At 41.2% G+C, this 20,952-nt stretch carries 21 protein-coding genes; 15 read left to right on the forward strand and 6 right to left on the reverse strand.

What is annotated here, in order from left to right; all coding sequences use genetic code 11:
* Positions 1–67: 67 nt before the first annotated feature.
* Complete coding sequence (locus tag VEB00_05220) at positions 68–844, forward strand: nitroreductase family protein (GenBank protein ID HYF82413.1); 777 nt, start codon at positions 68–70, stop codon at positions 842–844.
* Positions 845–892: 48 nt separating this feature from the next.
* Here the strand turns inward: VEB00_05220 and VEB00_05225 are convergent, their stop codons facing one another.
* The 5 genes from VEB00_05225 to VEB00_05245 all read right to left on the reverse strand — a co-directional run bounded on the left by VEB00_05225 (position 893) and on the right by VEB00_05245 (position 6,307).
* On the reverse strand, positions 893–2,359 hold the full coding sequence (locus VEB00_05225) for a 4Fe-4S dicluster domain-containing protein (protein HYF82414.1): 1,467 nt from the start codon (positions 2,357–2,359) through the stop codon (positions 893–895).
* A gap of 17 nt (positions 2,360–2,376) precedes the next feature.
* Entirely contained in the window at positions 2,377–3,552 is a 1,176-nt protein-coding gene (locus VEB00_05230) for a SpoIIE family protein phosphatase (GenBank protein ID HYF82415.1), read from the reverse strand.
* Positions 3,549–5,282 carry a [Fe-Fe] hydrogenase large subunit C-terminal domain-containing protein gene (locus tag VEB00_05235; protein ID HYF82416.1) on the reverse strand — a complete coding sequence of 578 codons (1,734 nt, stop codon included), beginning with the start codon at positions 5,280–5,282 and terminating at the stop codon, positions 3,549–3,551. The genes VEB00_05230 and VEB00_05235 overlap by 4 nt, the downstream gene beginning before the upstream one ends.
* 2 nt (positions 5,283–5,284) lie before the next feature.
* Complete coding sequence (locus tag VEB00_05240; GenBank protein ID HYF82417.1) at positions 5,285–5,527, reverse strand: NAD(P)H-dependent oxidoreductase subunit E; 243 nt, start codon at positions 5,525–5,527, stop codon at positions 5,285–5,287.
* Positions 5,528–5,716: 189 nt separating this feature from the next.
* Positions 5,717–6,307: a LysE family transporter gene (locus tag VEB00_05245; GenBank protein ID HYF82418.1), complete on the reverse strand. Its 591-nt coding sequence runs from the start codon at positions 6,305–6,307 to the stop codon at positions 5,717–5,719.
* 117 nt (positions 6,308–6,424) lie between these two features.
* On the opposite strand from VEB00_05245, the gene VEB00_05250 reads away from it, so the two are divergent.
* The 3 genes from VEB00_05250 (at position 6,425) to VEB00_05260 (ending at position 8,662) form a co-directional block, all read left to right on the forward strand.
* Positions 6,425–6,979 carry an XRE family transcriptional regulator gene (locus VEB00_05250; protein HYF82419.1) on the forward strand — a complete coding sequence of 185 codons (555 nt, stop codon included), beginning with the start codon at positions 6,425–6,427 and terminating at the stop codon, positions 6,977–6,979.
* 74 nt (positions 6,980–7,053) lie between these two features.
* A complete protein-coding gene (locus VEB00_05255) occupies positions 7,054–8,124 on the forward strand; it encodes an FAD-binding protein (GenBank protein HYF82420.1) in 1,071 nt (356 codons plus the stop codon).
* Between the two features lie 70 nt (positions 8,125–8,194).
* Positions 8,195–8,662 (forward strand): hypothetical protein, encoded by a 468-nt coding sequence (locus VEB00_05260; protein HYF82421.1) that lies wholly within the window; start codon positions 8,195–8,197, stop codon positions 8,660–8,662.
* Positions 8,663–8,776: 114 nt separating this feature from the next.
* On the opposite strand, the gene VEB00_05265 is transcribed toward VEB00_05260, so the two are convergent.
* The gene (locus VEB00_05265; protein HYF82422.1) at positions 8,777–10,489 is read right to left on the reverse strand and encodes a methyl-accepting chemotaxis protein; all 1,713 of its coding nucleotides are present in this window, start codon (positions 10,487–10,489) and stop codon (positions 8,777–8,779) included.
* Positions 10,490–10,766: 277 nt separating this feature from the next.
* On the opposite strand from VEB00_05265, the gene VEB00_05270 reads away from it, so the two are divergent.
* The 11 genes from VEB00_05270 to VEB00_05320 all read left to right on the forward strand — a co-directional run bounded on the left by VEB00_05270 (position 10,767) and on the right by VEB00_05320 (position 20,872).
* Positions 10,767–11,411 carry a GntR family transcriptional regulator gene (locus tag VEB00_05270; protein ID HYF82423.1) on the forward strand — a complete coding sequence of 215 codons (645 nt, stop codon included), beginning with the start codon at positions 10,767–10,769 and terminating at the stop codon, positions 11,409–11,411.
* 144 nt (positions 11,412–11,555) lie between these two features.
* On the forward strand, positions 11,556–12,794 hold the full coding sequence (locus VEB00_05275) for an aconitase X catalytic domain-containing protein (GenBank protein HYF82424.1): 1,239 nt from the start codon (positions 11,556–11,558) through the stop codon (positions 12,792–12,794).
* 21 nt (positions 12,795–12,815) lie between these two features.
* On the forward strand, positions 12,816–13,217 hold the full coding sequence (locus tag VEB00_05280; GenBank protein HYF82425.1) for a DUF126 domain-containing protein: 402 nt from the start codon (positions 12,816–12,818) through the stop codon (positions 13,215–13,217).
* A gap of 18 nt (positions 13,218–13,235) precedes the next feature.
* On the forward strand, positions 13,236–13,898 hold the full coding sequence (locus tag VEB00_05285) for an RraA family protein (protein HYF82426.1): 663 nt from the start codon (positions 13,236–13,238) through the stop codon (positions 13,896–13,898).
* Positions 13,899–13,923: 25 nt separating this feature from the next.
* Positions 13,924–14,562 (forward strand): 4-carboxy-4-hydroxy-2-oxoadipate aldolase/oxaloacetate decarboxylase, encoded by a 639-nt coding sequence (locus VEB00_05290; GenBank protein HYF82427.1) that lies wholly within the window; start codon positions 13,924–13,926, stop codon positions 14,560–14,562.
* 10 nt (positions 14,563–14,572) lie between these two features.
* Entirely contained in the window at positions 14,573–15,244 is a 672-nt protein-coding gene (locus VEB00_05295) for an RraA family protein (GenBank protein HYF82428.1), read from the forward strand.
* A 49-nt stretch (positions 15,245–15,293) separates the two neighbouring features.
* The gene (locus VEB00_05300) at positions 15,294–16,583 is read left to right on the forward strand and encodes a 4Fe-4S dicluster-binding protein (protein HYF82429.1); all 1,290 of its coding nucleotides are present in this window, start codon (positions 15,294–15,296) and stop codon (positions 16,581–16,583) included.
* Positions 16,583–17,626, forward strand: coding sequence for an isocitrate/isopropylmalate dehydrogenase family protein (locus VEB00_05305; protein HYF82430.1), 1,044 nt, complete (start codon positions 16,583–16,585; stop codon positions 17,624–17,626). The genes VEB00_05300 and VEB00_05305 overlap by 1 nt, the downstream gene beginning before the upstream one ends.
* A gap of 13 nt (positions 17,627–17,639) precedes the next feature.
* Positions 17,640–18,917, forward strand: coding sequence for a 3-isopropylmalate dehydratase large subunit (locus tag VEB00_05310; protein HYF82431.1), 1,278 nt, complete (start codon positions 17,640–17,642; stop codon positions 18,915–18,917).
* Positions 18,910–19,398, forward strand: a complete 489-nt coding sequence (locus tag VEB00_05315) for a 3-isopropylmalate dehydratase small subunit (GenBank protein HYF82432.1) — start codon at positions 18,910–18,912, stop codon at positions 19,396–19,398. Before VEB00_05310 ends, VEB00_05315 begins: the two co-directional genes overlap by 8 nt.
* A 46-nt stretch (positions 19,399–19,444) precedes the next feature.
* On the forward strand, positions 19,445–20,872 hold the full coding sequence (locus VEB00_05320; GenBank protein HYF82433.1) for a UbiD family decarboxylase: 1,428 nt from the start codon (positions 19,445–19,447) through the stop codon (positions 20,870–20,872).
* The last annotated feature ends 80 nt before the right edge of the window (positions 20,873–20,952 follow it).

Here is a 20,952-nt window from a genome sequence, read left to right on the forward strand (position 1 = left end):
TGGGAGCAAAAATATCTATGAGAGCCGTCTGATGACGGATAATGAATAAAATTGCGGAGGGGTTAATATGAATCAGGTTATTGAGTCACTTTTAAGCAGGAAGTCAGTCAGGGCATATGAGGAGAGGGCAATCCCGGAAGAGATTAAGGAGACAATTATAAAGTCAGCCATGAGGGCTCCAACGGCAGGCAATCAGATGCTGTATTCCATAGTGGAGGTCGCTGATCAGAAATCCAGGGAAGTATTGGTAAGAACTTGTGATGATCAGCCCTTTATAGCCAAGGCTCCTTTTGTGCTGCTGTTTCTTGCAGACTATCAGAGGTGGTTTGACTACTTCATGGTAGCAGGAGTGCCTGAGCTTTGCAAGGAGAAAGGCGAACCGCTGAGGAAGCCAGAGGAAGGAGACTTGCTCCTTGCTTGCTGTGATGCTCTGATTGCTGCTCATGCTGCAGTAGTTGCAGCGGAGTCCATGGGAATCGGTACCTGCTACATAGGGGACATAATGGAGAACTACGAAGAACATAGAGAATTGTTCGATTTGCCGCAATATGTATTTCCAATTGCAATGGTTTGCTTTGGGTATCCTACAGAGCAGCAGAAGGAAAGGCCGCAGCCGGAAAGATACAAGCAGGAATATGTGGTGTTTAAGGATAAATACAGAAGGCTCAGCAAGGAAGAATTCGATGACATGTTTAAGAGTACAAATGACAGACTGTTCGGGAGCAACGGCTCAATAAAAGGAGCAGAGAACTATGGGCAGCACATGTACATAAAAAAATTCGACAGTGCATTCTCAAAGGAAGCGAACCGGTCTGTACAAGAGATTTTGAAGAACTGGAAATAGTGATAAAGCCCCCCGATCCTGTTTTGTGCAGGAACGGAGGGCTTTATATTATTCAGCTGTTTTCCTGCTTAGATTAATATTTTCCATATTAAACATTCGCAATGAGCCTTTTATATCTTTCTCAACAGCCATTTTCCCGTGCTTGTCAACCTCGCTCTTGTCCTTGGGGCCGTGGCACAAGGAGGCTGCGCCTCCGATACAGCCATTTACACAGGTCATACCTTCGATAAAGTTTTCTTTCAGGCGGTTAAACTTGGCGAGCTTTAACGCTTTATCACATTCAGCTATGCCATCACATACAACAGGGCGGAAGTCCAGCTCAAGGTTCTCTGATTCTATGACATGCCTGACTGCTTCTGTCAAACCGCCTGTGCGGGCAAATATCCTGCCAAAGAAAGAGGCATTATCAAGTACAGCTTCCTCGCAGTTCTCTATGTCTACTTCCATGGCATCCAACATTGCGCATAATTCCTCGAAAGTTAATACATATTCTGTATCACCCTTAAGCTCATCTCTCATGATTTCTGCTTTCTTGGATGTGCAAGGTCCTATGAATACAATGCGGGCTTTATCATCCATGGACTTAATCAGCCTTGAGATGGCAATCATTGGGGATACCGAATCAGATATATTATTCTTCAATGTAGGATAAAACTTCTCAATATATCTTACAAAGGAAGGACAGCAGGAGCTTGTTACAAACTTCTTCTTGCCAACCGCTGCCGCAAGCTCTTTTGTCTCATGCATCGCCACCATGTCTGCTCCAAGGGCTACTTCTACCACATCATGGAACCCCATCTGCTTTATCCCTTTGATTACTTGTCCTATAGTTGCATTGTCAAACTGGCTGGAGATGGAGGGAGCTATAACGGCGTAAAGCCTTATGCTATTATTGTGCGCAGCCTCCTTCAGCTCCTCAATGACATTTACTATGAAGGACTTGTCTGCAATAGCTCCAAATGGACATTGATAAGCACAGGCACCACACTGAATGCATTTTTCATTATCAATTATTGCCTTTTTATCATCATCAAAGTTAAGAGCGTGTGTAGGGCACGCTTTCTTACAAGGGCGCATAACATCAGAAATGGCATTGTAAGGGCATACTGCTTTGCATTTGCCGCATTCTATGCACTTATTGGGGTTAATATATGCTCTTCCGCTAACATGCTGTATAGCACCCACAGGGCACGCTTCGGAACAGCGGTGTGCCAGGCATCCGCGGCAGGCTTCTGTTACTGTGAAGCGGTAAATTGGACACTCATCACAGGCAATGTCCATCACTTCAATTATATTTGGATTATCCGCGCTGCCTCCGGTTGCCAGCTTTATCCTCTGCTCCATTATGGCGCGTTCCTTATGAATGCAGCACCTTATCCTCGGCTTAGGCCCGGGAGCGATTATTTTCGGAAGTGCCCCAAGCTTTTCATCCAGTGAACCTTCCAAAGCCAGCTCTGCTACACCGCGAAGAACTTCATATTTTATCAATTGTACATCTGTCTCAAATTTTCTCATTTCATATACCCCACAAGTTAAATATAAGTTAGTTGAATCCTTTTTCCTAAGCGCTCCATAAGATCTGCCAGTTCTGCAACCACTTTGAGCTTTATTCCAAGATCTATAGGAAAGTCAGGATTTTGGTGAGCAGGATTTACCGCTTTGCCCACCCAGATATTCAAGTGGGTGCAATCCTCTATCAGGAGCTTTGCCAGTTGAGAGGCACCATCCAGCTTGTCGAAGCTGCAGCGGCCCTCACGGTTAGCGCTGCTATTGATATACGCTTTAATTTTATCAACGGTCTTTCGTAAAGTGAGCACACCTTCGGTCACCAGGTCTATTCCCTTTATAGATGCGGTAGGAGGTACCTCCAGATCAAAAAAATCCATATTTGTTACTATTTCCTGATTTAACTCACGTGCAGCAATTTTAGCAGCTGTCCCGCCGCAAACTACTCTCCTGCCTTTGGCCTGCTTAAGCTTTTTGATAATCCAGGCATCATCTTCGGGGTTCAATGGAGGGCCTGTAAACAAGTCTACTTCTTCGGACTGTCGGAGCTTTACCGTGACCACTGTGGCATCATCCCCCGGCCTGCTCTCATAAAGGTTGTGGCATGCCTCAATAAGACTCTTTGATATATTAGCTGCACATTTCTCTATACAAGCTTGGCGTTCCAAGTATTCTTCTATGTTCCCCCACTGCCAGCCCAGATTTAGAATTCCACCTACGCCGGCATGAACTACACCGTCGCTGACAACAGTAAGCGCATCACCCTCGCTCATAAGGAAGGAGCTTTCCTTTACTATACGGTCATTCACCAAAATCGCAGTATTTTGCATGTCGGTCTGATTTTTCCCTTTGTGCAGGAGGAATATTGGCGGATTGTCATATTCGGCTACATATACCTGCCCGCTCTCATGAATTTTTATTATTGTAAAGGTTGAATATGCAAGCTTTCGTACGCTGCATACAGGCAAGGTCTGAATGATGGTATCCACAGTCTCAAAAATGCTTGCGCCTTCCTTAAGCATAGTGGCTGCAATCTTACAGGTAAGGGTAGCGAGAATATTCGCCTTTACGCCGCTGCCCAAGCCATCGGAGATGACAATTATCACGCTGTCCTCGGTGCGTACTATCTCGACCTTGTCTCCGCAGAGCTCTTCACCATATTTATTCAAACTATTATAGGCTATATCAATAAAATAACTCATTCTAAATCACCGGCTTCTCCAATAACTATTTCCTTTAGCTTGGTAAGTATTACTTTGGTCTCTGCAGTTGTTTCTCCCAATAGTCCAGCAATTTCCTGAGCCACCCGCATTTGCTTCGTAATTACCTTTTGAGCGGCTTCAAGGGTATTCTGCTTTACCCGTGTAAGCTCTTCCTTATGCTTCTCATCCAGTGTTACATCCATCATGATAGCCAGTATAAGGTTCTGCTTTTCCAGGTAAACCAGATTCATCATAAAAACCAAATCATATTGTGAAAATCGCACCTTCTGCTTATAAATGCCCTGTCTTGTTTCAATAACCTTCACAAAATCCGAGTCATCCATTAAGAGGCTTACAGGCTTGTCCTTTGCACCAATGGCGCTTATATTGAAAAGTCTTTCTGCTGTGGGGTTGAACTCCTTAACCCGCAGTTCCTCGTCCACAAGCATGATAATATTCGGGGAATGCTCGAATATGACGTTTGACAAGCTTTCTGCCTTGCTTCTCATATAGGGCAGACACATGGACATTTCCGCCATGCCGTCAATTACAGCCTTTGCCTTTTCCCGGCAGCTGTTATAACCGCAAGCTCCACAGTTGAGCTCGTCAGCAGGTGTGTACTTCCCCATTCTGGAAAGTACTCTTACCAAATCTTCCTCTGATGCAGGAGAATTCCTTAAGGCTTTATCATGGAATTCCTTCGAGAAGCTTATGGAATCAAGTAATGCATCTGTCTCGTAATAACCATAGCTTGAGGCTTCCTGCTTCTTTGAATATTCTCTGACACGTTGATAGCATTTGAAGTGGTTTCTATTATCCTTAGGCATTCCCGGCCCTCCCAGGCAGCTCCCTTCGCAAATGCTTACCTCTACGCAGACATTTTCAAGCAGCCCCTTCTCCAAGGCCTGAAAAACCTCCAGGCATTTGTTTATACCGTCAACCTTCAGGAGTTCATAGCTCTTATTACGTCCAGCGGTTGGAAGGCTTCCTACAACTCCTCCTGAAATGGGATACTGACGCCCTTTGGATGAAGCCCTATGATCAAAGCCAGAAGGGGGCAGCTGCTTCAAATCAATATCCTCTTCGAACAGCCATTGACTTAGTTCCTCAAAGGTCAATACAGCATCTATTGAACCATTATATTGCATGCCAAATGCCTCAGCTTTTTTTGCCACACAAGGACCAATAAAAACTACGCAGATATCTGAACCTAGTGTATGCTTTAAAAGTCGTCCGTGGACCAGCATAGGGGATGCAATAGGTATCATAAGCGGAATAAGAGAAGGGTGGTACTTTTCTATTAAATAGTTGGCAGAAGGACAACAGGTGGTAATAAGATTAGTCTGGTCACTTTCGGTCAAATACTCATTATACAGCATCGTCACAACGTCAGCCCCTGAGGCGGTTTCTTCAACAATAGAAAAGCCAAGCTGTTTCAGAGCGGTATCCATTTGCCCGGGGTCTGACATCTCGAATGCTCCTGCAAAGCTGGGAGCAAGACTTGCTATAACAGTTTTGCCTTCGGCAATATAAGCTTTGATTTGATTAAGATCACTTCTTATGTTTCTTGCATCCTGGGGACACACGGACAGGCAATGGCCACAGGCAATGCAGCGGTCTTCCATTATATTAGCCTGCTCATCCTTTATCTGGATTGCTTTTACCGGGCAGGAGCGCAGACATCGATAGCAGTTCTTACAGTTCGCTTTAGAGAAATTAATGAGGTTCAATATTAAAACCTCCCAGCGACATGCTCATCAAAAAACTGCCCAACAGTATTGTCACATACTGAAAGTACCGGACCATCATCTATCTGCACCGAAACAGCACTGGTACAGCAGCCCAGACAGAAAGCTGCTCTTAAAGTTATAATGTCCTGAAGGCTCTTTTCATTGATAAGCTTCTGAAGACTATTTATGACGTTGTATGCGCCTTTTAGATGACAGGCGCTTCCTATGCAAACCTGAATTATCATAATAACAACTCCTATGAATAAAATGATTATAACAAAATACTTGTATATTGTATACAAGATAGATCTAATTATAGTACATTGTTAAATTTATGTCAACTTAACATGTTTCTAAACTCCAAGAAAAAGAAAAGCAGCCAAGTAATTGGCTGCCATTATGACATAAGGCTTATAGAGGTTGATTAGCAAGTACTATAATATCATTTCAAAAATAGCTACAGCACAATACAATAACAGGAGGCTCATTGTTATATTAAAAGCTTTTCTGTATTTCGATAAGAACTTTTGAAACAATGCACCGAACAAGGCCCAGCAAGTTGTTGAGACAAACCCCACAAAAGCCAGCAGGAGTGAGAATAGCATCAGTGCTGCATGTGTATTGTAATAGGGTATTATGAAGCTGGAAATAGCTGTGATTCCATATAATATAACCTTTGGATTAACAAATTGCAGCAAAAATCCAGTAAGAAATGAATTCATATGGGTATTATCGTTTTCTCCTTCAACATGTTTGTTGGTGTAGATATTATATGCCAGATAGATCATATATATTGATCCTATGATGGCCATAATGATTTTTACTCTTGGTATAAGGTTGAACAACAGCAGATTGAAATAGCTGCATGCCAGCATAATGACCATAAAACCTGCAAAAACGCCAAGATTGAAATTGATTGTCTTTTTGAAGCCATCCCGGTTGGCATTTGTCATCGACATTATGTTATTAGGGCCAGGAGTAAAGGTTGTGACAAATACATACGAAAGAAAAGGAACTAAGTTAATCATCTCATTGACCTCCGAAAATATGATATACTATACATAAAGTGCGTTATAACGAGTGTATGCTATAATTATACAACATGTGCGTTATAGAATACAATAGAGGAGGAAACATTTATTTTGGAAAACTTAAATGAGGTAGTTGCCAGAAACCTAAAAAGCATACGTGAAGAAAAGAAGTTAAGCCTGGACAAGGTAGCAGAGTTTACCGGCGTAAGCAAGAGCATGCTCGGACAGATAGAAAGAGGAGAGTCAAACCCAACTATAACTACAGTCTGGAAAATAGCTAACGGCCTCAAAATTTCCTTCACTTCTCTTATTAACACTCCACAGCAGGATACCGTTATTATAAATCGAAGTGAAATAGAGCCTCTTATTGAGGATAATGGAAAGTATCGACTTTACCCATACTTCCCCTATGAGGATGGACGGCGTTTTGAGGTATATTCTGTAGAGATTGAGAAAGGCGGATATTTAAGTGCTGATGCTCACCCCGAAGGCACTCAGGAGTTTATAACGGTATTTGATGGTGAATTGACTATTAGAGTAAACGATGAGGAGTATTCAATAAAAGAGGGAGACTCAATCAGATTTAAGGCCGATAAATCCCACACCTATCATAATTCGGGCAATAAGCTTGCAAAGGTAAGTTTGGTTATTTATTACCCCCTTTAATAACCAATGGTATATTTACAGGTACTATAATAAAATATTTATTAGAAGCTTATTAATGTAGAGAGGTATATTTTATGTATGATGTTATAATTGTCGGCGCTGGACCCGCAGGGGCCACACTGGCAAGGCTAATAGGAAAAAGATATAAAGTACTTATGCTGGACAAAAGGCAGCTTATCGAAACATCATTAAGGAGGACCTTCGAAAAATGCTGCGGCGGGCTTATTGCGCCTGATGCTCAGCATATGCTGGCGACTTTGGGTCTGGGAGTGCCTAAGGACGTACTGGTTGGACCACAGCTTTTTACTGTAAGAACAATCGATATGCAGAACTCCATAGAAAGATACTACCAGAGACATTACATAAATGTTGACAGGGAGAAATTTGACCAGTGGATGGTTTCGCTGATTCCGGATGAAGTAGATATTAGATGCGGCTGCTTGTTTAAGAGATATGAAGAGGAGGATGACAGGTTCAAGGTAAGCTATATTCAAAACGGTAAGGAATATGTGGAATATGCGAACATGCTTGTAGGAGCAGATGGAGCCTCGTCGGTAGTAAGAAAGCAGGCATTCCCCGCTGAAGCTGCTCCAAAGCTTTATACGTCTATACAGGAATGGCTTAAGTTTGATAACGCGCTGCCTTACTTTTCATCAATATTTGACAGCCAAATCACAGACTTTTACTCGTGGACAATTCCCAAAGAGGATTGCTTGCTTGTGGGTACCGCAATTCCATATGGCGAGGATGCATGGGGAAAGTTTAATCTTCTAAAGGAAAAGATGAGAAATTATAATTATAAATTAGGTAAAAGTATAAAGACCAAAGGTGCTTTCATATATAGACCTGTTAAGCTTGATCAGATATGCACAGGAAGAGGCAGGATAGCACTTATCGGAGAAGCGGCAGGCTGGATAAGCCCCAGCTCGGCAGAGGGTATGAGCTACTCAATGAGAAGTGCCCTTGCTCTGGCGCAGAGCTTAGAGAGCGGTCTGGATGACTTTATAGGCAATTATAAAAAGAACGTTGCTTCACTGAAAAGAAATATCCTTGTCAAGAATTTGAAATCACCCTTTATGTACAATCCGATAATACGAAAGGCAGTGATGAAATCAGGACTCTTAAGCATGGAGATAAAGGGATAGGCAGAATGTATAGGAAGGGCTTGCATAATTATTAACAAATTACCTCAATATATTTGTGAGGTGAGATAATATGCAAATATTGAAGTATACACATGTATTTTATTTTGCAGTTACATGGGTTTTTGTGCTTATATTTATTAAGCCAAAACGCATCAAGGAACTAATTCCGGTGGCTGTATTGGGAGTTATAGGATTAACCATAGTTGATGTTTATATTACTTCTCTTAATTTGTACCAGTATAACAACCCGGTGGTCAACGTCTTAGGTGCTCCTTTATTCCACTTGCTGTGGGGAGGAGGAGCGGCAATAGTATACATTCACTACATGAAACCCGGATTCAGCCGAAAACTTGTAAATGTGATACTTTTTTCTATAATTACATTAGCACTTGAATTTATAGCAGAAAAGGCTGGGGTAGCTTCCCGACTAGGGAGCTATAGTATCCTGCACAGTGCACTGCTGGACTTTTCCGCTTTGGTCGTGCTGCTGTGGATTGCTGAAGGTTTGTATGGCAATAGGATATATAAAAGATATTAAAGCATCTTAAGAACTCAATAGCACATCAACATAAAGCGCACTGTATTTAAGTAAATTACAGTGCGCTTTATGTTATTTAATTGGCTTGCCAGCTTAGGTGCAGGGCATCTATTCTTATATCTTGAATTTCTCAACCATATTATTGAGCTTCTTTGCCAGCACAGCTTGATTTTGAGTTGATTTAGCTATTTCCTCAATTGCAACAGCAGTATCCTTTAGACTGTCTGCAATACTATCAGTACCGGCTGAAGTCTGTTGGGCAGTAGCTGAAACATTTTGGATTGCACTGTCTATTTGCTCCATAGATTCTGACATTAATTTTGAGGCACTTGAAATCTTGTTTGCCATTCCATGTATGTATAGAGCATCTTCCTCATATTGTATGCCCATACCGACAAATGCCTTATAATCTGGATCTACTGTATTTTCTATAAAATCTAATATCTCTCTTGTATTTTGAGACAGATTGTCAAATGCTGTTTTTACTTGAATAGTTACATTTTGGATATTAACTACAGTTTGTGATGATTGCTCAGCTAGATGACGAACCTCGTTCGCAACTACGGCAAATCCTTTGCCTTGCTCTCCTGCTCTTGCGGCTTCAATAGCAGCATTTAATGAAAGCATGTTTGTCTGAGCGGAAATATCACTAATAATATCGGCCATTACCTTTATATTCTCAACTACCTTTCCATCTTCAATGGCTCTAAGTACATTAGCCTGCTTTACATCATATATCGATCTTACTGATTCCATTGATCGGCTCCCTTTTTCTTTTATTTGGGCAGCACGTATTTGTATCTCATTGGAGGAGGAATCAGCATCGGTCGCATTATTGCTAAGTTCAGCTGTAGCTGCGCTTACCTCTTCAATTGTTGCCGTAATTTCCTCAGTTGCAGCACTGAGCTCTTCGGCTCCCTTGGATATTTCACCAGTGGACTCGCTGATGCTTTCCATAGTTGAAGAAACCTCTTCTACTGTTGCTGATAATTCTTCGCTCAAAGTACTGATATCTCCTGCACCAGCTATGATGTCTGAAATAAGCTGCCTCGTATTCTCTCCGGCTTTGTTAAGCGCTTTAGCTAAAGCACCTATTTCGTCTTTTGTATTAATATTAATTGATTTTGTAAGGTCCCCATTGCCAATAGCCTCTGCAAACAACATAACCTTTCTAAGCTGTCGCGAGATGACAGTTGATATAATTAAACCAAATAGAATTGCAACTGAAAAACCTATGACTGTTGTTACAAGAATAAAGTTAATTGAGTTTTTATATATTGAATTGTTAATAATATAAGTATTGGCAGCCATCTGTGTATTTAAATCTACGAGCTTGTCTAAAACTTCATATGTCTTTGTTTTTGATTCCGTTACTTTTGTAAATGCGGCTGCTGCTTCCTCATACTGGTTATTTTTGACTAAACTGATGATTTCCTCTTGTATGCTTCTGTAATCCTGTAGATCCGTCTTAAACTGATCAAATAGTTCTTTTCCTTTTATTATACTGTTTGTCTTTTCAAATTCTTGCATCAGCTTATCATTTTCTAATTTAAGCAAATCTATATTGGTAAAGCGCTTGACAAGAATGTCAGAATCTCTCACATATACAATGTATAAAAAATCCGTGTATACTTCATCAAGATTTTCCTTAATTGTTCTTATAGAGTTTGTCCCAATAAAATTTTCATTATATAGACTTTCTGCATTTGAATTAATTCTAGACATGTTAGCTAAACCGGAATATCCAACAATCCCTATAAATAGACACACAAAAATAAAGCTGGCCACCAGTTTTTGGGACAGCTTGAGATTCAGAAAGTATTTCATATCAACAACTCCTCATTTAAATATTGACAATTGGCATGTATAGTTAATTGAGGAGAAACTAATTCAATAATATAACTATTTTGCTAAAAATGCAATGTATATGAAAATTATGTATATATATATGAGGAATAACCTAATGAAAACGCGAGCATATGCAGTAAATTGATTAACCTATAAATCTTTACAAAAAAATATTGTTATATGTTTACATATTTCGGCATATGTGCTAAACTCAAATTGTCGACAATTGGTATACAAAGTTTAAGGAGAGAAGTTTATGAAGGATAATTGTAAACAAATGGCTTATGATTATTTATACAATTCCATAATAACCAATCAACTAAAGCCGGGACAACCTGTTATCGAACAGGAAATATCCGACAACCTCGGAACCAGCCGTACCCCTGTACGAGAAGCGTTGAAACAATTAGAGTCAGAGGGTTTAGTTCGTCATATGCCTGGAAGAGGTGCATTTGTCTCTGAAGTCACCACAGAAGATGTAGAAGAGATATTTGTGTTAAGGGAAATGTTGGAAGTACTTGCGCTGCAAGTTGCATGGAAAAAAATTGGGGATGAAGAAATAAATAAAGCAGAACAGTTTCTTTCATCACTAGATTCAAATTGTTCTATAGATGACTTCTATAAGAGTGACAGGATGATTCATGATTTAATAGTACGTAATGGTAATAATCGCAGACTTGAGGGCTTTCTAAACAATATTAATGCTCAAATAGAGAGGATAAGGATACTTTCATCATTAACTCCTCAGCGCCTTGGCAAATCCAAAGCAGAGCATCTTGAAATCATTAGCGCTATGAAGGAAAGAAATTTAGAGAAGACTGAGGAGTTATTGCGAGTTCATATAAATAATGTTAAAGAGAGTGCAATAGAAGTTTGCAGAAGTATGAGATATAGTAGGTAAAATTATGCTTTTTTACCTTAAATTGTCCACAGATTGTATACAATCTGTCGGCAAGGAATATATTTATTTTTGGAGGTGATGATGTGAGGTTCTGCTCACAGGAATCAAATTTATTTGGAATACAACAGAGAAAGGAGGATATGTATGCGATTAACAAATGAAGAAGAACGGATGTTAGAAGGTAAATATGGGTATCCTGTGCAAAAAGCAATGGAAATCCTTGTGAAGTTAGGTGAAATTTATAATGCTGAAGAGATGCTTCCAATATCCAGCGTACATATGCCAGGAGCATCAGCAGTAGTTGCTGGTGAGGCGGCAACTAAATTTGTAGAAATGATGGCTGAAAAAGGAGGAAAATTCAGAGTATTTACAACTTTGAATACTGCAGCTATTGACTTTGAATTTTGGAAAGAAATCGGTTACCCAGAAGATATATATAAATTGCAAAACAGGCTTACTCGCGCATATGAAGCTATGGGAGGGATAGCCTGCCACTCATGTACGCCTTATCTAATAGGAAACAATCCCCGACTTGGAGAAAACATAGCTTGGGGTGAATCATCAGCGATTGCTTTTGTCAATTCAGTACTTGGAGCTCGGACAAACCGACACGGAGGTCCATCAGCACTTGCAGCTGCACTTACTGGACGTGTTCCTGCGTACGGGTATCATCTTCAGGAAAATAGGTATGGGCATATATTGGTTAATGTGACAACGGTATTGAATGGTATAGATGATTATGGCAGCTTGGGTTACTGGGTTGGAAAAATTGTAGAGAGCAAAGTACCTGTCTTTACTGGTATTCCTAAAGATGTAACTAATGATCAGCTTAAGATGCTTAGTGCTGCCCTAGCTTCATCAGGTTCTGTTGCATTATTTCATGTAGTAGGTATTACTCCGGAAGCACCTACTGTAGATGCTGCTTTTGGAGGACGACAACCTGAGCTGGTGCTTGAGTTTGGGAAGAATCAATTAATGGAAGGTCAGAATTCTCTAAATAAACAGCAAGGGCAAGAAATTTCACTGGTAACAATCGGATGCCCACATGCATCAATCTCCGAAATCGGGACGATTGCTAAAATGCTTGCCAATAAAAAGTTACATGCCGGAGTAGAATTGTGGGTAATTACTGCAATGCCAAACAAAATTTACGCAGAACGATGCGGCTATAAGGGAATTATCGAAGCTGCAGGAGGTCATATAATTAGTGATACTTGTCCGATTCTTTCGCCTATGGCTTATGTAGCTAAGGAAAAAGGATATACGGCCATCGCTACAAATTCTGCAAAATTAGCACATTATGCTCCGGGGCAATGGGCACTCCCAACCTATTATGGTAGCATGGAGAGATGCATAAATGCCGCTTTGAACGGCAGATTTTAAGGATGCGGAGGGAAATGAACTATGCAAATTATTAAAGGTCGTAAAGTAATTGGCGGCAAAGCAAAGGGGGAAGCTTTAGTAACCTCTGAGCCAATATGTTTTCTTGGTGGTATAGATGTAAAGACAGGGCAGGTTACGGAAGTAGGCCATCCTCTATATGGTAAAAGTATTGCGGGGAAAATATTAGTATTTCCTACAGGAAAGGGTTCTACAGGAGGTTCTTATTTAATATATGAAGCAGCATCCAACGGTGTAGGTCCAGCAGCTATGATTAATTATAATGTTGAACAGGTTACTGCCATTGGCTGCATCATAGCGGAGATTCCCCTGATAGATCAAGCAGAGCTTGACCCCATAAAGCTTATAAAAGATGGTGATTGCGTAGAAGTGGATGCAGATGCAGGAACCATCACTATATTATAAAGAGAGGTAGAATGGAATATGCCGTTTGAACAATATCGAGCACGACTAGAGAAGCTATCCTCAACAAATATTGCTGATGCATTGGATACATACGGTCTAAAGGGTGCTACCTATGGAATTCGTCCTATTTGGGAAGGTGCAAGTAAAATAGTTGGAGAAGCGGTTACGGTTAAATTGATAGCAGCTGGGCTGACAAAGGGTAAGAATCATCTAGGAGTTAAAGCCATCGATGCGGCTAAGGCCGGGGATGTAATAGTAGTCGATAACGGCGGACGATTGGACACTTCATGCTGGGGTGGAATTTTGGCCAATGGAGCAAAGATGAAGGGCGTAAATGGAGTAGTAATTGATGGGGCATGTCGTGATGTAGATGACTATGTAGATATCAAATTCCCTGTATACTCAAGGGGTTCTGTTGTAGCAACTGCACGTGGAAGGATTATGGAAGAAGCAACTAATATAATGATTCAATTTGCAGGTGTTCAAGTCCGACCTGGAGATATAGTATTTGGTGATCGCAGTGGAGTTGTAGTTATTCCTGCGGAAAAACTGGAAGAAGTTTTAGTAAAAGCTGAAGAACTTTATGAAAAAGAGGAAGCTATGATTTCTGAAATACGTGCAGGAAAGTCTATGCTTGAAGTAGATAATAAATACAGTTATGAAAAGATGCTCAGTAAGTAAAGATGATGCTTAAGGAGATGAGGGCATGGTAAATAGAGAAGAGATAGAGCAGTTCAGTAAACTTCCCACAGGCAATGTTTGTGATGCCAATAACAAAAGTGGAAATATGGATTTTAATATTAAGCCTATAGACAAAAAAAGCAAGCTGGTAGGGCCTGCTGTTACAGTAAGATGCCAGCCTGGAGATAACTTGATAATACATGAAGCTATATATAGGGCACAACCTGGCTCGGTTCTCGTTATCGACGCTCATGGCTACACAGGTGCAGGGCCAATGGGAGAAATAGTAGTTATAGCTTGTCAGGAAAGAGGTATTGCGGGCATCGTAGTTGATGGTACATGCCGTGATGCAAACGATATCGAGGAATTGTGCTTCCCATTTTTCTGCAGAGGCTTTAATCCTGGCGGTACGGTAAAAGAAAGCTGGGGAACTATTAACGAAACTATTCAATGTGGTGGTGTAGTAGTTAACCCAGGCGACATAGTCGTTGGAGATGTGGATGGAGTAGTAGTTGTTCCTAAGGAAAAAGCGGCAGAAGTTTTGAACAAGGCAGCGGCTATAGCGGAAAAGGAAATTAAGGTAAGGGAAATGCTTCGCCAAGGGAAGACGACTCTTGAAATATATGGTTTTGACAAGGTTATTGAACAAAAAGGATATAAGTAGGAGGGGTAATATGAATAGCGTACCCAAAATTGATCTATCAATTATTGAAGCCTTCAAGGAGCTTGATACTACTAGTGTTTCTGACGCTTTGGATCGCCTTGGTATAACAGGGGGGCTCCTGGGCATTAAACCTGTAGTTGCTGATACTGCAATTTGTGGACAGGCATTTACAGTGCACTACGTTCCATGCGGTAATGTGAAAGGAACTGTAGGGGATTTTCTTGATGATGTTGAGCCTGGTCAGGTAGTGGTAATAGATAACTCTGGCCGTGATTACTGTACTGTATGGGGAGACTTAATGTCAATAAGATCAACACGAATGGGTGTGGCAGGAACGGTTATTGACGGAGTATGCAGAGATATACCTGCAATAAAGAAAATAGGATATCCAATTTTTACAAAGGGAACCTACATGGTTACTGGCAAGGACAGGGTTTATGTAGATGCAGTGAATGTGCCTGTTTCTATCTCCGGAGTTCAAGTTAAAGCTGGTGATATCATTATTGGAGATGAGACAGGAGTTCTGGTAGTTCCTATGGAGAGAGCAGGGGAAGTTCTTAAAGTATCACAGGAGATTGCTCAGAAAGAAGCTTTTATAGAAGAAGCAATTAAAAATGGATCTACACTGAGAGATGCCCGCGCTAAAGCAGGTTATCACCAGTTGCAGACACGCAAGGATTAGAAAATTATAATTGGTACTATACTAACGACATGGTAATGGGGGTATTTTAATGAAAGATTTAAGTGTAAAACTAGGACCATTAACTCTAAAGAATCCAATAATAGCTGCAGGTGGACCTCTGGCTGGCACGGTTGGACATATCAAAGACTGTGTAGATGCAGGCTTCGGAGCTATAGTGACTAAAACTGCGTCTACAGTATGGTACCTGCAGAGATATCCAAGACCATTATATAAATTAATAGATTACAAAAAAGATAATAATAACGCATACTTCGTTCCGAATGACTATAACTGGATGCATAGAGAGCATAACTCGGTTTATCCTCCAAAACAGTTTGCGAAAATCATAAAAGAAGCTGCTCCTTATGCTAAGGAACATAATTGTTCTATTATAGGAAGTTATTCTGCAAGATTCATGGAAGAATGGGTTGAGATAGCGAAACTCTATGAGGAGGCTGGGTGTGCAGCATTAGAACTGAACTTCTGTTGTCCTTTCCCTCCTGAAGGATTAGCTAAGAGCCCGGATGATGTAAGAGTAGGTATTCACTACACAAAACATCCTGAAGAGGGAGTAGCGATAGTAAAGAAATTAAAAGAATTTGTGAAGATACCAATGTTCGTAAAGATGAGTCCTGACGGTTCAAACTTTGAACAGGTGGCTAAGATGCTTGAAGAGGCAGGAGCAGACGGGGTAACAATGTTTGCCAATAATAAGGTTATGAGAGTTGATATAGAGACAGGCAAACCTATTGCCTATGGCCCAGCACCAGGTACAGGCCCGGGGGTTAAGGCTCTAAGTTTAAGATGGGTAGCAGAGGTTTCTTCTAAGTGCGATTTTGCAGTTATGGGGAACCGCGGGGCTTCATCTTGGCAGGATGCTATTGAATTCTTAATGTCCGGAGCTTCAGCAGTACAGTATTGCACACCTGTTATGATTCGAGGATTGGTTTATGTAAAAGAACTTCTTGACGGAATGGAAAAGTTTATGGAAAGAAGAGACTATAACAGTATAAACGAGTTCCAGGGCGTAGCGATGAGACAAATGTACAGCAATCAAGAACTCGTTGACAAAGTTAAGGCTCTATATGCTGAGGTTGATTATAGTAAATGTACAGGTTGTAAACGCTGCAGTCAGGTATGCTGGTATGATGCAATAAAAGTGGCAAAGAAAGCAATAATTAAGAAGCAACATTGTGCAGGTTGCAGCTTGTGTAGCCAGGTATGTCCCGTGAATGCAATTTCCATGCATGAAAGGGAAAATGATATTGAACATTTCCAAGCTATGGCTTCTGCGCATCCAGAGCTGGTACCGGACTTTTTTCCGGATGGAGAAAAATAATGAGGAAGTATACTATTGCACTTATCCCAGGTGATGGTATTGGAGAAGAAGTAATTGCAGCGGCTAAAGAAGTTCTTGAGGTAGTACAGGCTAATTCGGGAGACTTCAAACTTGAATTTGAGGTGTATCCTGCAGGGCAGGAAACATATCAAAGGTTAGGCAAAGCATTGCCTCAAGAGACTCTAGATGGGATAAGGAACACCGATGCTGCTCTTATTGGTGCACTCAATGCTAATCCAGCGCCGGCACCAAGCCCGGTAGGACAAATGCGGAAAGAACTTGATTTATATGCAGATGTTCGTCCGGTGATGTCCTGGCCAGGGGTATGGAGTTTAAAGCCCGGTATTGATCTTATTTGTATACGAGAGAATACAGAAGGATTCCTTGCAGATCGCAACTTGCATATGGGTAACGGAGAGTTCATGCCTACGGAGGATGTTGTAATGTCAGTCAGAGTACTGACACGACAAGGCTCTGAAAGAATTGCCAAATATGCTTTTGAGCTTGCTCGTAAGCAAAATCGAAATAAGATTACAGTAATACACAAAGCTAATGTCCTTAGAAAGGGCTGTGGTTTCTTTCTCGAAATTGTAAGGGAAATAGCAAAAAGTTATCCGGATATAGAACTTACAGATGAATATGTAGACAATACTGCGAACCAACTTATCTTATGCCCGGAGAAATATGACATAATACTTGCGACAAATTTATTTGGAGATATTATTTCCGATGAAGCTGCAGCACTAGTATCAAATCTGGTACCATCAGCGAACATAGGTAAGGACTGTGCCGTATTTTCACCGGTGAATCATGATGGGAGAATGAGTGAAGCAGGGAAAGATATAGCGAACCCATTAGTTCACATAATCTGCGCTGCTATGATGCTCGAACATCTCGGGGAGAAGGAAGCAGGTCAGACTATCTATAAAGCTGTAAAATCAGTTCTCGCAGATGGTGTGTTAAAGCCTCGGGATTTAGGAGGGAATAGTAGTACCTCCCAAATAACATCGGCAATATGTCATAGAATAGCCGGAAATAATTAAGGAGGAACCTGTAATGGGAATGACTATCGTAGAGAAGATTTTGGCCAAAAATAGCGGACTTGCTGAGGTCCATCCTGGTGAAATTGTTGAAGCAAGAGTAGATACTGTAATGCTGCATGATATAGGGGCTCCCGGTGTTCAGAGACCTTTGAAGGAGCTTGGGATTGATAAGATTTCAGATAATGTTGAATGTGTAATTATACCGGACCATTTTGTACCAGCGCCAACAGTGCAGGCTGCAGAAAATTTGAAAATAACCAGAAACTTCGCTGTTTCAATGGGAGTAAAAGATTTCTATGATATAGGACGAGGCGGAGTCTGCCATCAAGTGATGGCAGAAAAGGGCCATGTGAGACCAGGGCAGATTATTGCAGCCCCTGACTCTCATGCTACGACATATGGAGCCTTCGGCGCTTTGGGAACAGGCTTTGGTGTAACTGATGTGGCAATAGCCTTAGGAACTGGACATCTATGGTTTATGGTTCCAGAAACTGCGAAAATCATTTTAAATGGTCAACTTGGAGAAGGCGTAAGTGCCAAGGATGTAATCCTATACATGCTAAAAGTATTTGGTGAAGCCAGGTTTATATACAAAGTTATAGAATTAAGCGGAGCTATTATTGAAAATATGAGCATGGAAGGAAGAATGTGCATAGCAAACTTGGCTTATGAGCTAGGCGTAAAAACGTGTATTATCCCTCCTGATGATATAACAATAAATTACCTAAAGGAGCGCACGAATAAGGAATTCGAATCTATACTTCCAGATGCTGATGCTCGTTATTGTGAAGTTGTCGAACTTAATTTGAGCAACCTCACTCCCATGGTGGCTGCACCTCACAGTCCATCAAACGGTAAAACTATAGCTGAAGTGGAAGGCACCAAGATACATCAGGCTTTCCTCGGTTCATGCACTAATGGAAGAATTGAGGATTTAAGAATAGCAGCAGCCCTCCTTGAAGGCAGGTCGGTACACCCTGATGTACGCATGATAGTAACTCCAGCCTCTCAGGCAGTTCATTTGCAGGCTTTGAGAGAAGGAATCATAGAGGTGCTACTTAAAGCAGGAGCCTGTGTAACCAATTCTGGCTGTGGAGTATGCCTTGGAGGACACTTGGGGGTCATTGCAGCTGATGAGGTATGCATATCATCCTCTAACCGTAATTTCCGGGGGAGGATGGGAAGTGTACATGGTTCCATATATCTTGCCTCACCTGCTACAGTAGTTGCTTCTGCAATTATGGGAGAGATTACAGACCCAAGAGGTTTGGGGGTGAAGTTGCATGATTAGAGCTAAGGTTTGGAAATATGGCAAGAACATTGATACGGAAGAAATCTATCCGGCAAGGTATTTAGTTCATTTTGATCCTAAGGAAGTAGCTAAGCATGCTATGGAGGATATCGATCCTCAATTCTCCCAGCGTGTTAAGCCTGGAGATATTATTGTAGCAGGAGATAATTTTGGATGTGGCTCCGCAAGAGAGCAGGCAGCCATGACTCTGAAGTATGCAGAAGTAGGTGCAATAATAGCAGACTCTATCTCTAGAGCATTTTATAGGAATTGTGTAAATAACGGACTGCCCGTTCTTGCTATGGAAGGGATTTCAGAAAAAGTCAACGAGGGTGACGAGCTCGAGGTTGATTTAGAACAGGGAATTATCGTCAACCATACAACTGGAACGCAGTGGAAGACAAAACCTGCTCCAAAGCTCATACTCGATATCATATCAATGGGTGGAGCTATAGCGTATTATAAAAAGAATTTGAAATGATGTCCTACATATATATTTGAACTTATTTAGGAAAAGGAGGAGCCAAATGCCTAAAAGCTTAAGAAGTTATCTGGAAACACTTCAGACATTGTGTCCTGAAGAAGTAGTTGAGGTAAAGAAAGAAGTAGTTCCTAAGTTTGAAGCTACTACATTTTTAAGGAAATTAGAGTTGGAAGGCCGTTCACCTATGGCAGTCTTTCCACATGTACAGAACCTATATGGGGAAAAATCCGAGGTGGCATTGGGATTCAATGCTTTTGCTAGTCGAAAGAAACTTGCGGTGGCACTTGATCTTAAGCCCGAGCAGTACAAGATGGAGCCTGTACTAGAATTGGCAAAACGTTATCGCAATCAAGGGATAGTTGAAGTAATAAAGCCTGAGGATGCTCCTGTAAAAGAAGTTATAAAGAAGGGTGAAGAAGTGGATTTATATAAGCTTCCTATCCCCACTCATCACTCAAAGGATGGCGGTCCATATATATTAGGCGCGTCCACTGCTATGAGAAATCCAGAAACAGGGGTATATAACCTTGCTATGCTTAGACTTCATGTTAAAAGTAAAAATAGAACTACTATACATGCCGAGCTTAACCATCATTCCGGTATGATTATAAGTTCAAATCGTGAGGCAGGAAAAGAGACTCCTATAGCTATTGTAGTAGGACATCACCCTACTTTCTATCTAGGCAGCCAATGGGAAGGCCCTTATGGAAGAGATGAATACGAAATTGCCAGTGCGGCTATGGGTGAAACATTAAGAGTAGTTCCTTCAGAAACATGGGGTGAAGACTTCATGGTTCCTGCGGATGCTGAGATGATAATTGAAGGTGTTGTTTCATCTGATGAAGTTGATGAGGAAGGACCCGTAGGAGAACATACACGCTATTATAAGACAATACGTGGGGGCAAAATAGATAAAAGGCTTGACCCGGTGGTAAAGATTACTGCTATTACTTATAGAAAAAATGCAATATATTTATCAAATAATATGGCGCATTCAGACCAAGGCTTCATAGGCTCACTACCCAAGGAAGCGGTAATCTATGAAAGAGCAAAGGGCTGCTGCCCAGGCGTAACTGCCGTATACCTAACACCAGGCGGAGTGTGCCGCTATATTTGCTATATATCGCTTAAACAGCGTGTTGCTGGTGAGGCAAAGGATGCAATAATGGCTTCCTTCATCAGTGATTGGCATATAAAGTTTGCTGTTGCTGTTGATGAAGATGTAGATATATTCAGTGATCAGGAAGTTCTCTGGGCTATTGCCACAAGAACCCAACCCCACCGCAGATTTTTCATAATTCCTGAGGCTATGGGGGCTAGCTTGGATCCGACAGTAAGTATGGAATCATCAAAACCCGTGACTTCGAAGATGGGGATTGACGCAACGAAACCGTATGGCGAGCCTTTTTCAGAAGTATGTGAAGTTCCGCTTGATCTGCTTCAACAGATTCGCCTTGAAGATTATATTTAAGCTCAAAACGGTGAAAGAAAGGAGGAGGGAAAACTACTGGCGGGTTATATCTAAATAGAAATAAATGAATTTAAGGGAGG

The organism is Clostridia bacterium, from assembly GCA_035628995.1.
GTDB lineage: Bacteria > Bacillota > Clostridia > Lutisporales > Lutisporaceae > BRH-c25.

What these genes read in the sequence shown, in the direction of transcription:
- VEB00_05255 (HYF82420.1), top strand. Translation starts at nt 7,054, where the DNA reads ATGTATGATGTTATAATTGTCGGCGCTGGACCCGCAGGGGCCACACTG.
- VEB00_05275 (HYF82424.1), top strand. Translation starts at nt 11,556, where the DNA reads ATGCGATTAACAAATGAAGAAGAACGGATGTTAGAAGGTAAATATGGG.
- VEB00_05310 (HYF82431.1), top strand. Translation starts at nt 17,640, where the DNA reads ATGGGAATGACTATCGTAGAGAAGATTTTGGCCAAAAATAGCGGACTT.
- VEB00_05295 (HYF82428.1), top strand. Translation starts at nt 14,573, where the DNA reads ATGAATAGCGTACCCAAAATTGATCTATCAATTATTGAAGCCTTCAAG.
- VEB00_05305 (HYF82430.1), top strand. Translation starts at nt 16,583, where the DNA reads ATGAGGAAGTATACTATTGCACTTATCCCAGGTGATGGTATTGGAGAA.
- VEB00_05220 (HYF82413.1), top strand. Translation starts at nt 68, where the DNA reads ATGAATCAGGTTATTGAGTCACTTTTAAGCAGGAAGTCAGTCAGGGCA.
- VEB00_05315 (HYF82432.1), top strand. Translation starts at nt 18,910, where the DNA reads ATGATTAGAGCTAAGGTTTGGAAATATGGCAAGAACATTGATACGGAA.
- VEB00_05300 (HYF82429.1), top strand. Translation starts at nt 15,294, where the DNA reads ATGAAAGATTTAAGTGTAAAACTAGGACCATTAACTCTAAAGAATCCA.
- VEB00_05290 (HYF82427.1), top strand. Translation starts at nt 13,924, where the DNA reads ATGGTAAATAGAGAAGAGATAGAGCAGTTCAGTAAACTTCCCACAGGC.
- VEB00_05320 (HYF82433.1), top strand. Translation starts at nt 19,445, where the DNA reads ATGCCTAAAAGCTTAAGAAGTTATCTGGAAACACTTCAGACATTGTGT.
- VEB00_05280 (HYF82425.1), top strand. Translation starts at nt 12,816, where the DNA reads ATGCAAATTATTAAAGGTCGTAAAGTAATTGGCGGCAAAGCAAAGGGG.
- VEB00_05240 (HYF82417.1), bottom strand. Translation starts at nt 5,527, where the DNA reads ATGATAATTCAGGTTTGCATAGGAAGCGCCTGTCATCTAAAAGGCGCA.
- VEB00_05225 (HYF82414.1), bottom strand. Translation starts at nt 2,359, where the DNA reads ATGAGAAAATTTGAGACAGATGTACAATTGATAAAATATGAAGTTCTT.
- VEB00_05230 (HYF82415.1), bottom strand. Translation starts at nt 3,552, where the DNA reads ATGAGTTATTTTATTGATATAGCCTATAATAGTTTGAATAAATATGGT.
- VEB00_05265 (HYF82422.1), bottom strand. Translation starts at nt 10,489, where the DNA reads ATGAAATACTTTCTGAATCTCAAGCTGTCCCAAAAACTGGTGGCCAGC.
- VEB00_05260 (HYF82421.1), top strand. Translation starts at nt 8,195, where the DNA reads ATGCAAATATTGAAGTATACACATGTATTTTATTTTGCAGTTACATGG.
- VEB00_05270 (HYF82423.1), top strand. Translation starts at nt 10,767, where the DNA reads ATGAAGGATAATTGTAAACAAATGGCTTATGATTATTTATACAATTCC.
- VEB00_05285 (HYF82426.1), top strand. Translation starts at nt 13,236, where the DNA reads ATGCCGTTTGAACAATATCGAGCACGACTAGAGAAGCTATCCTCAACA.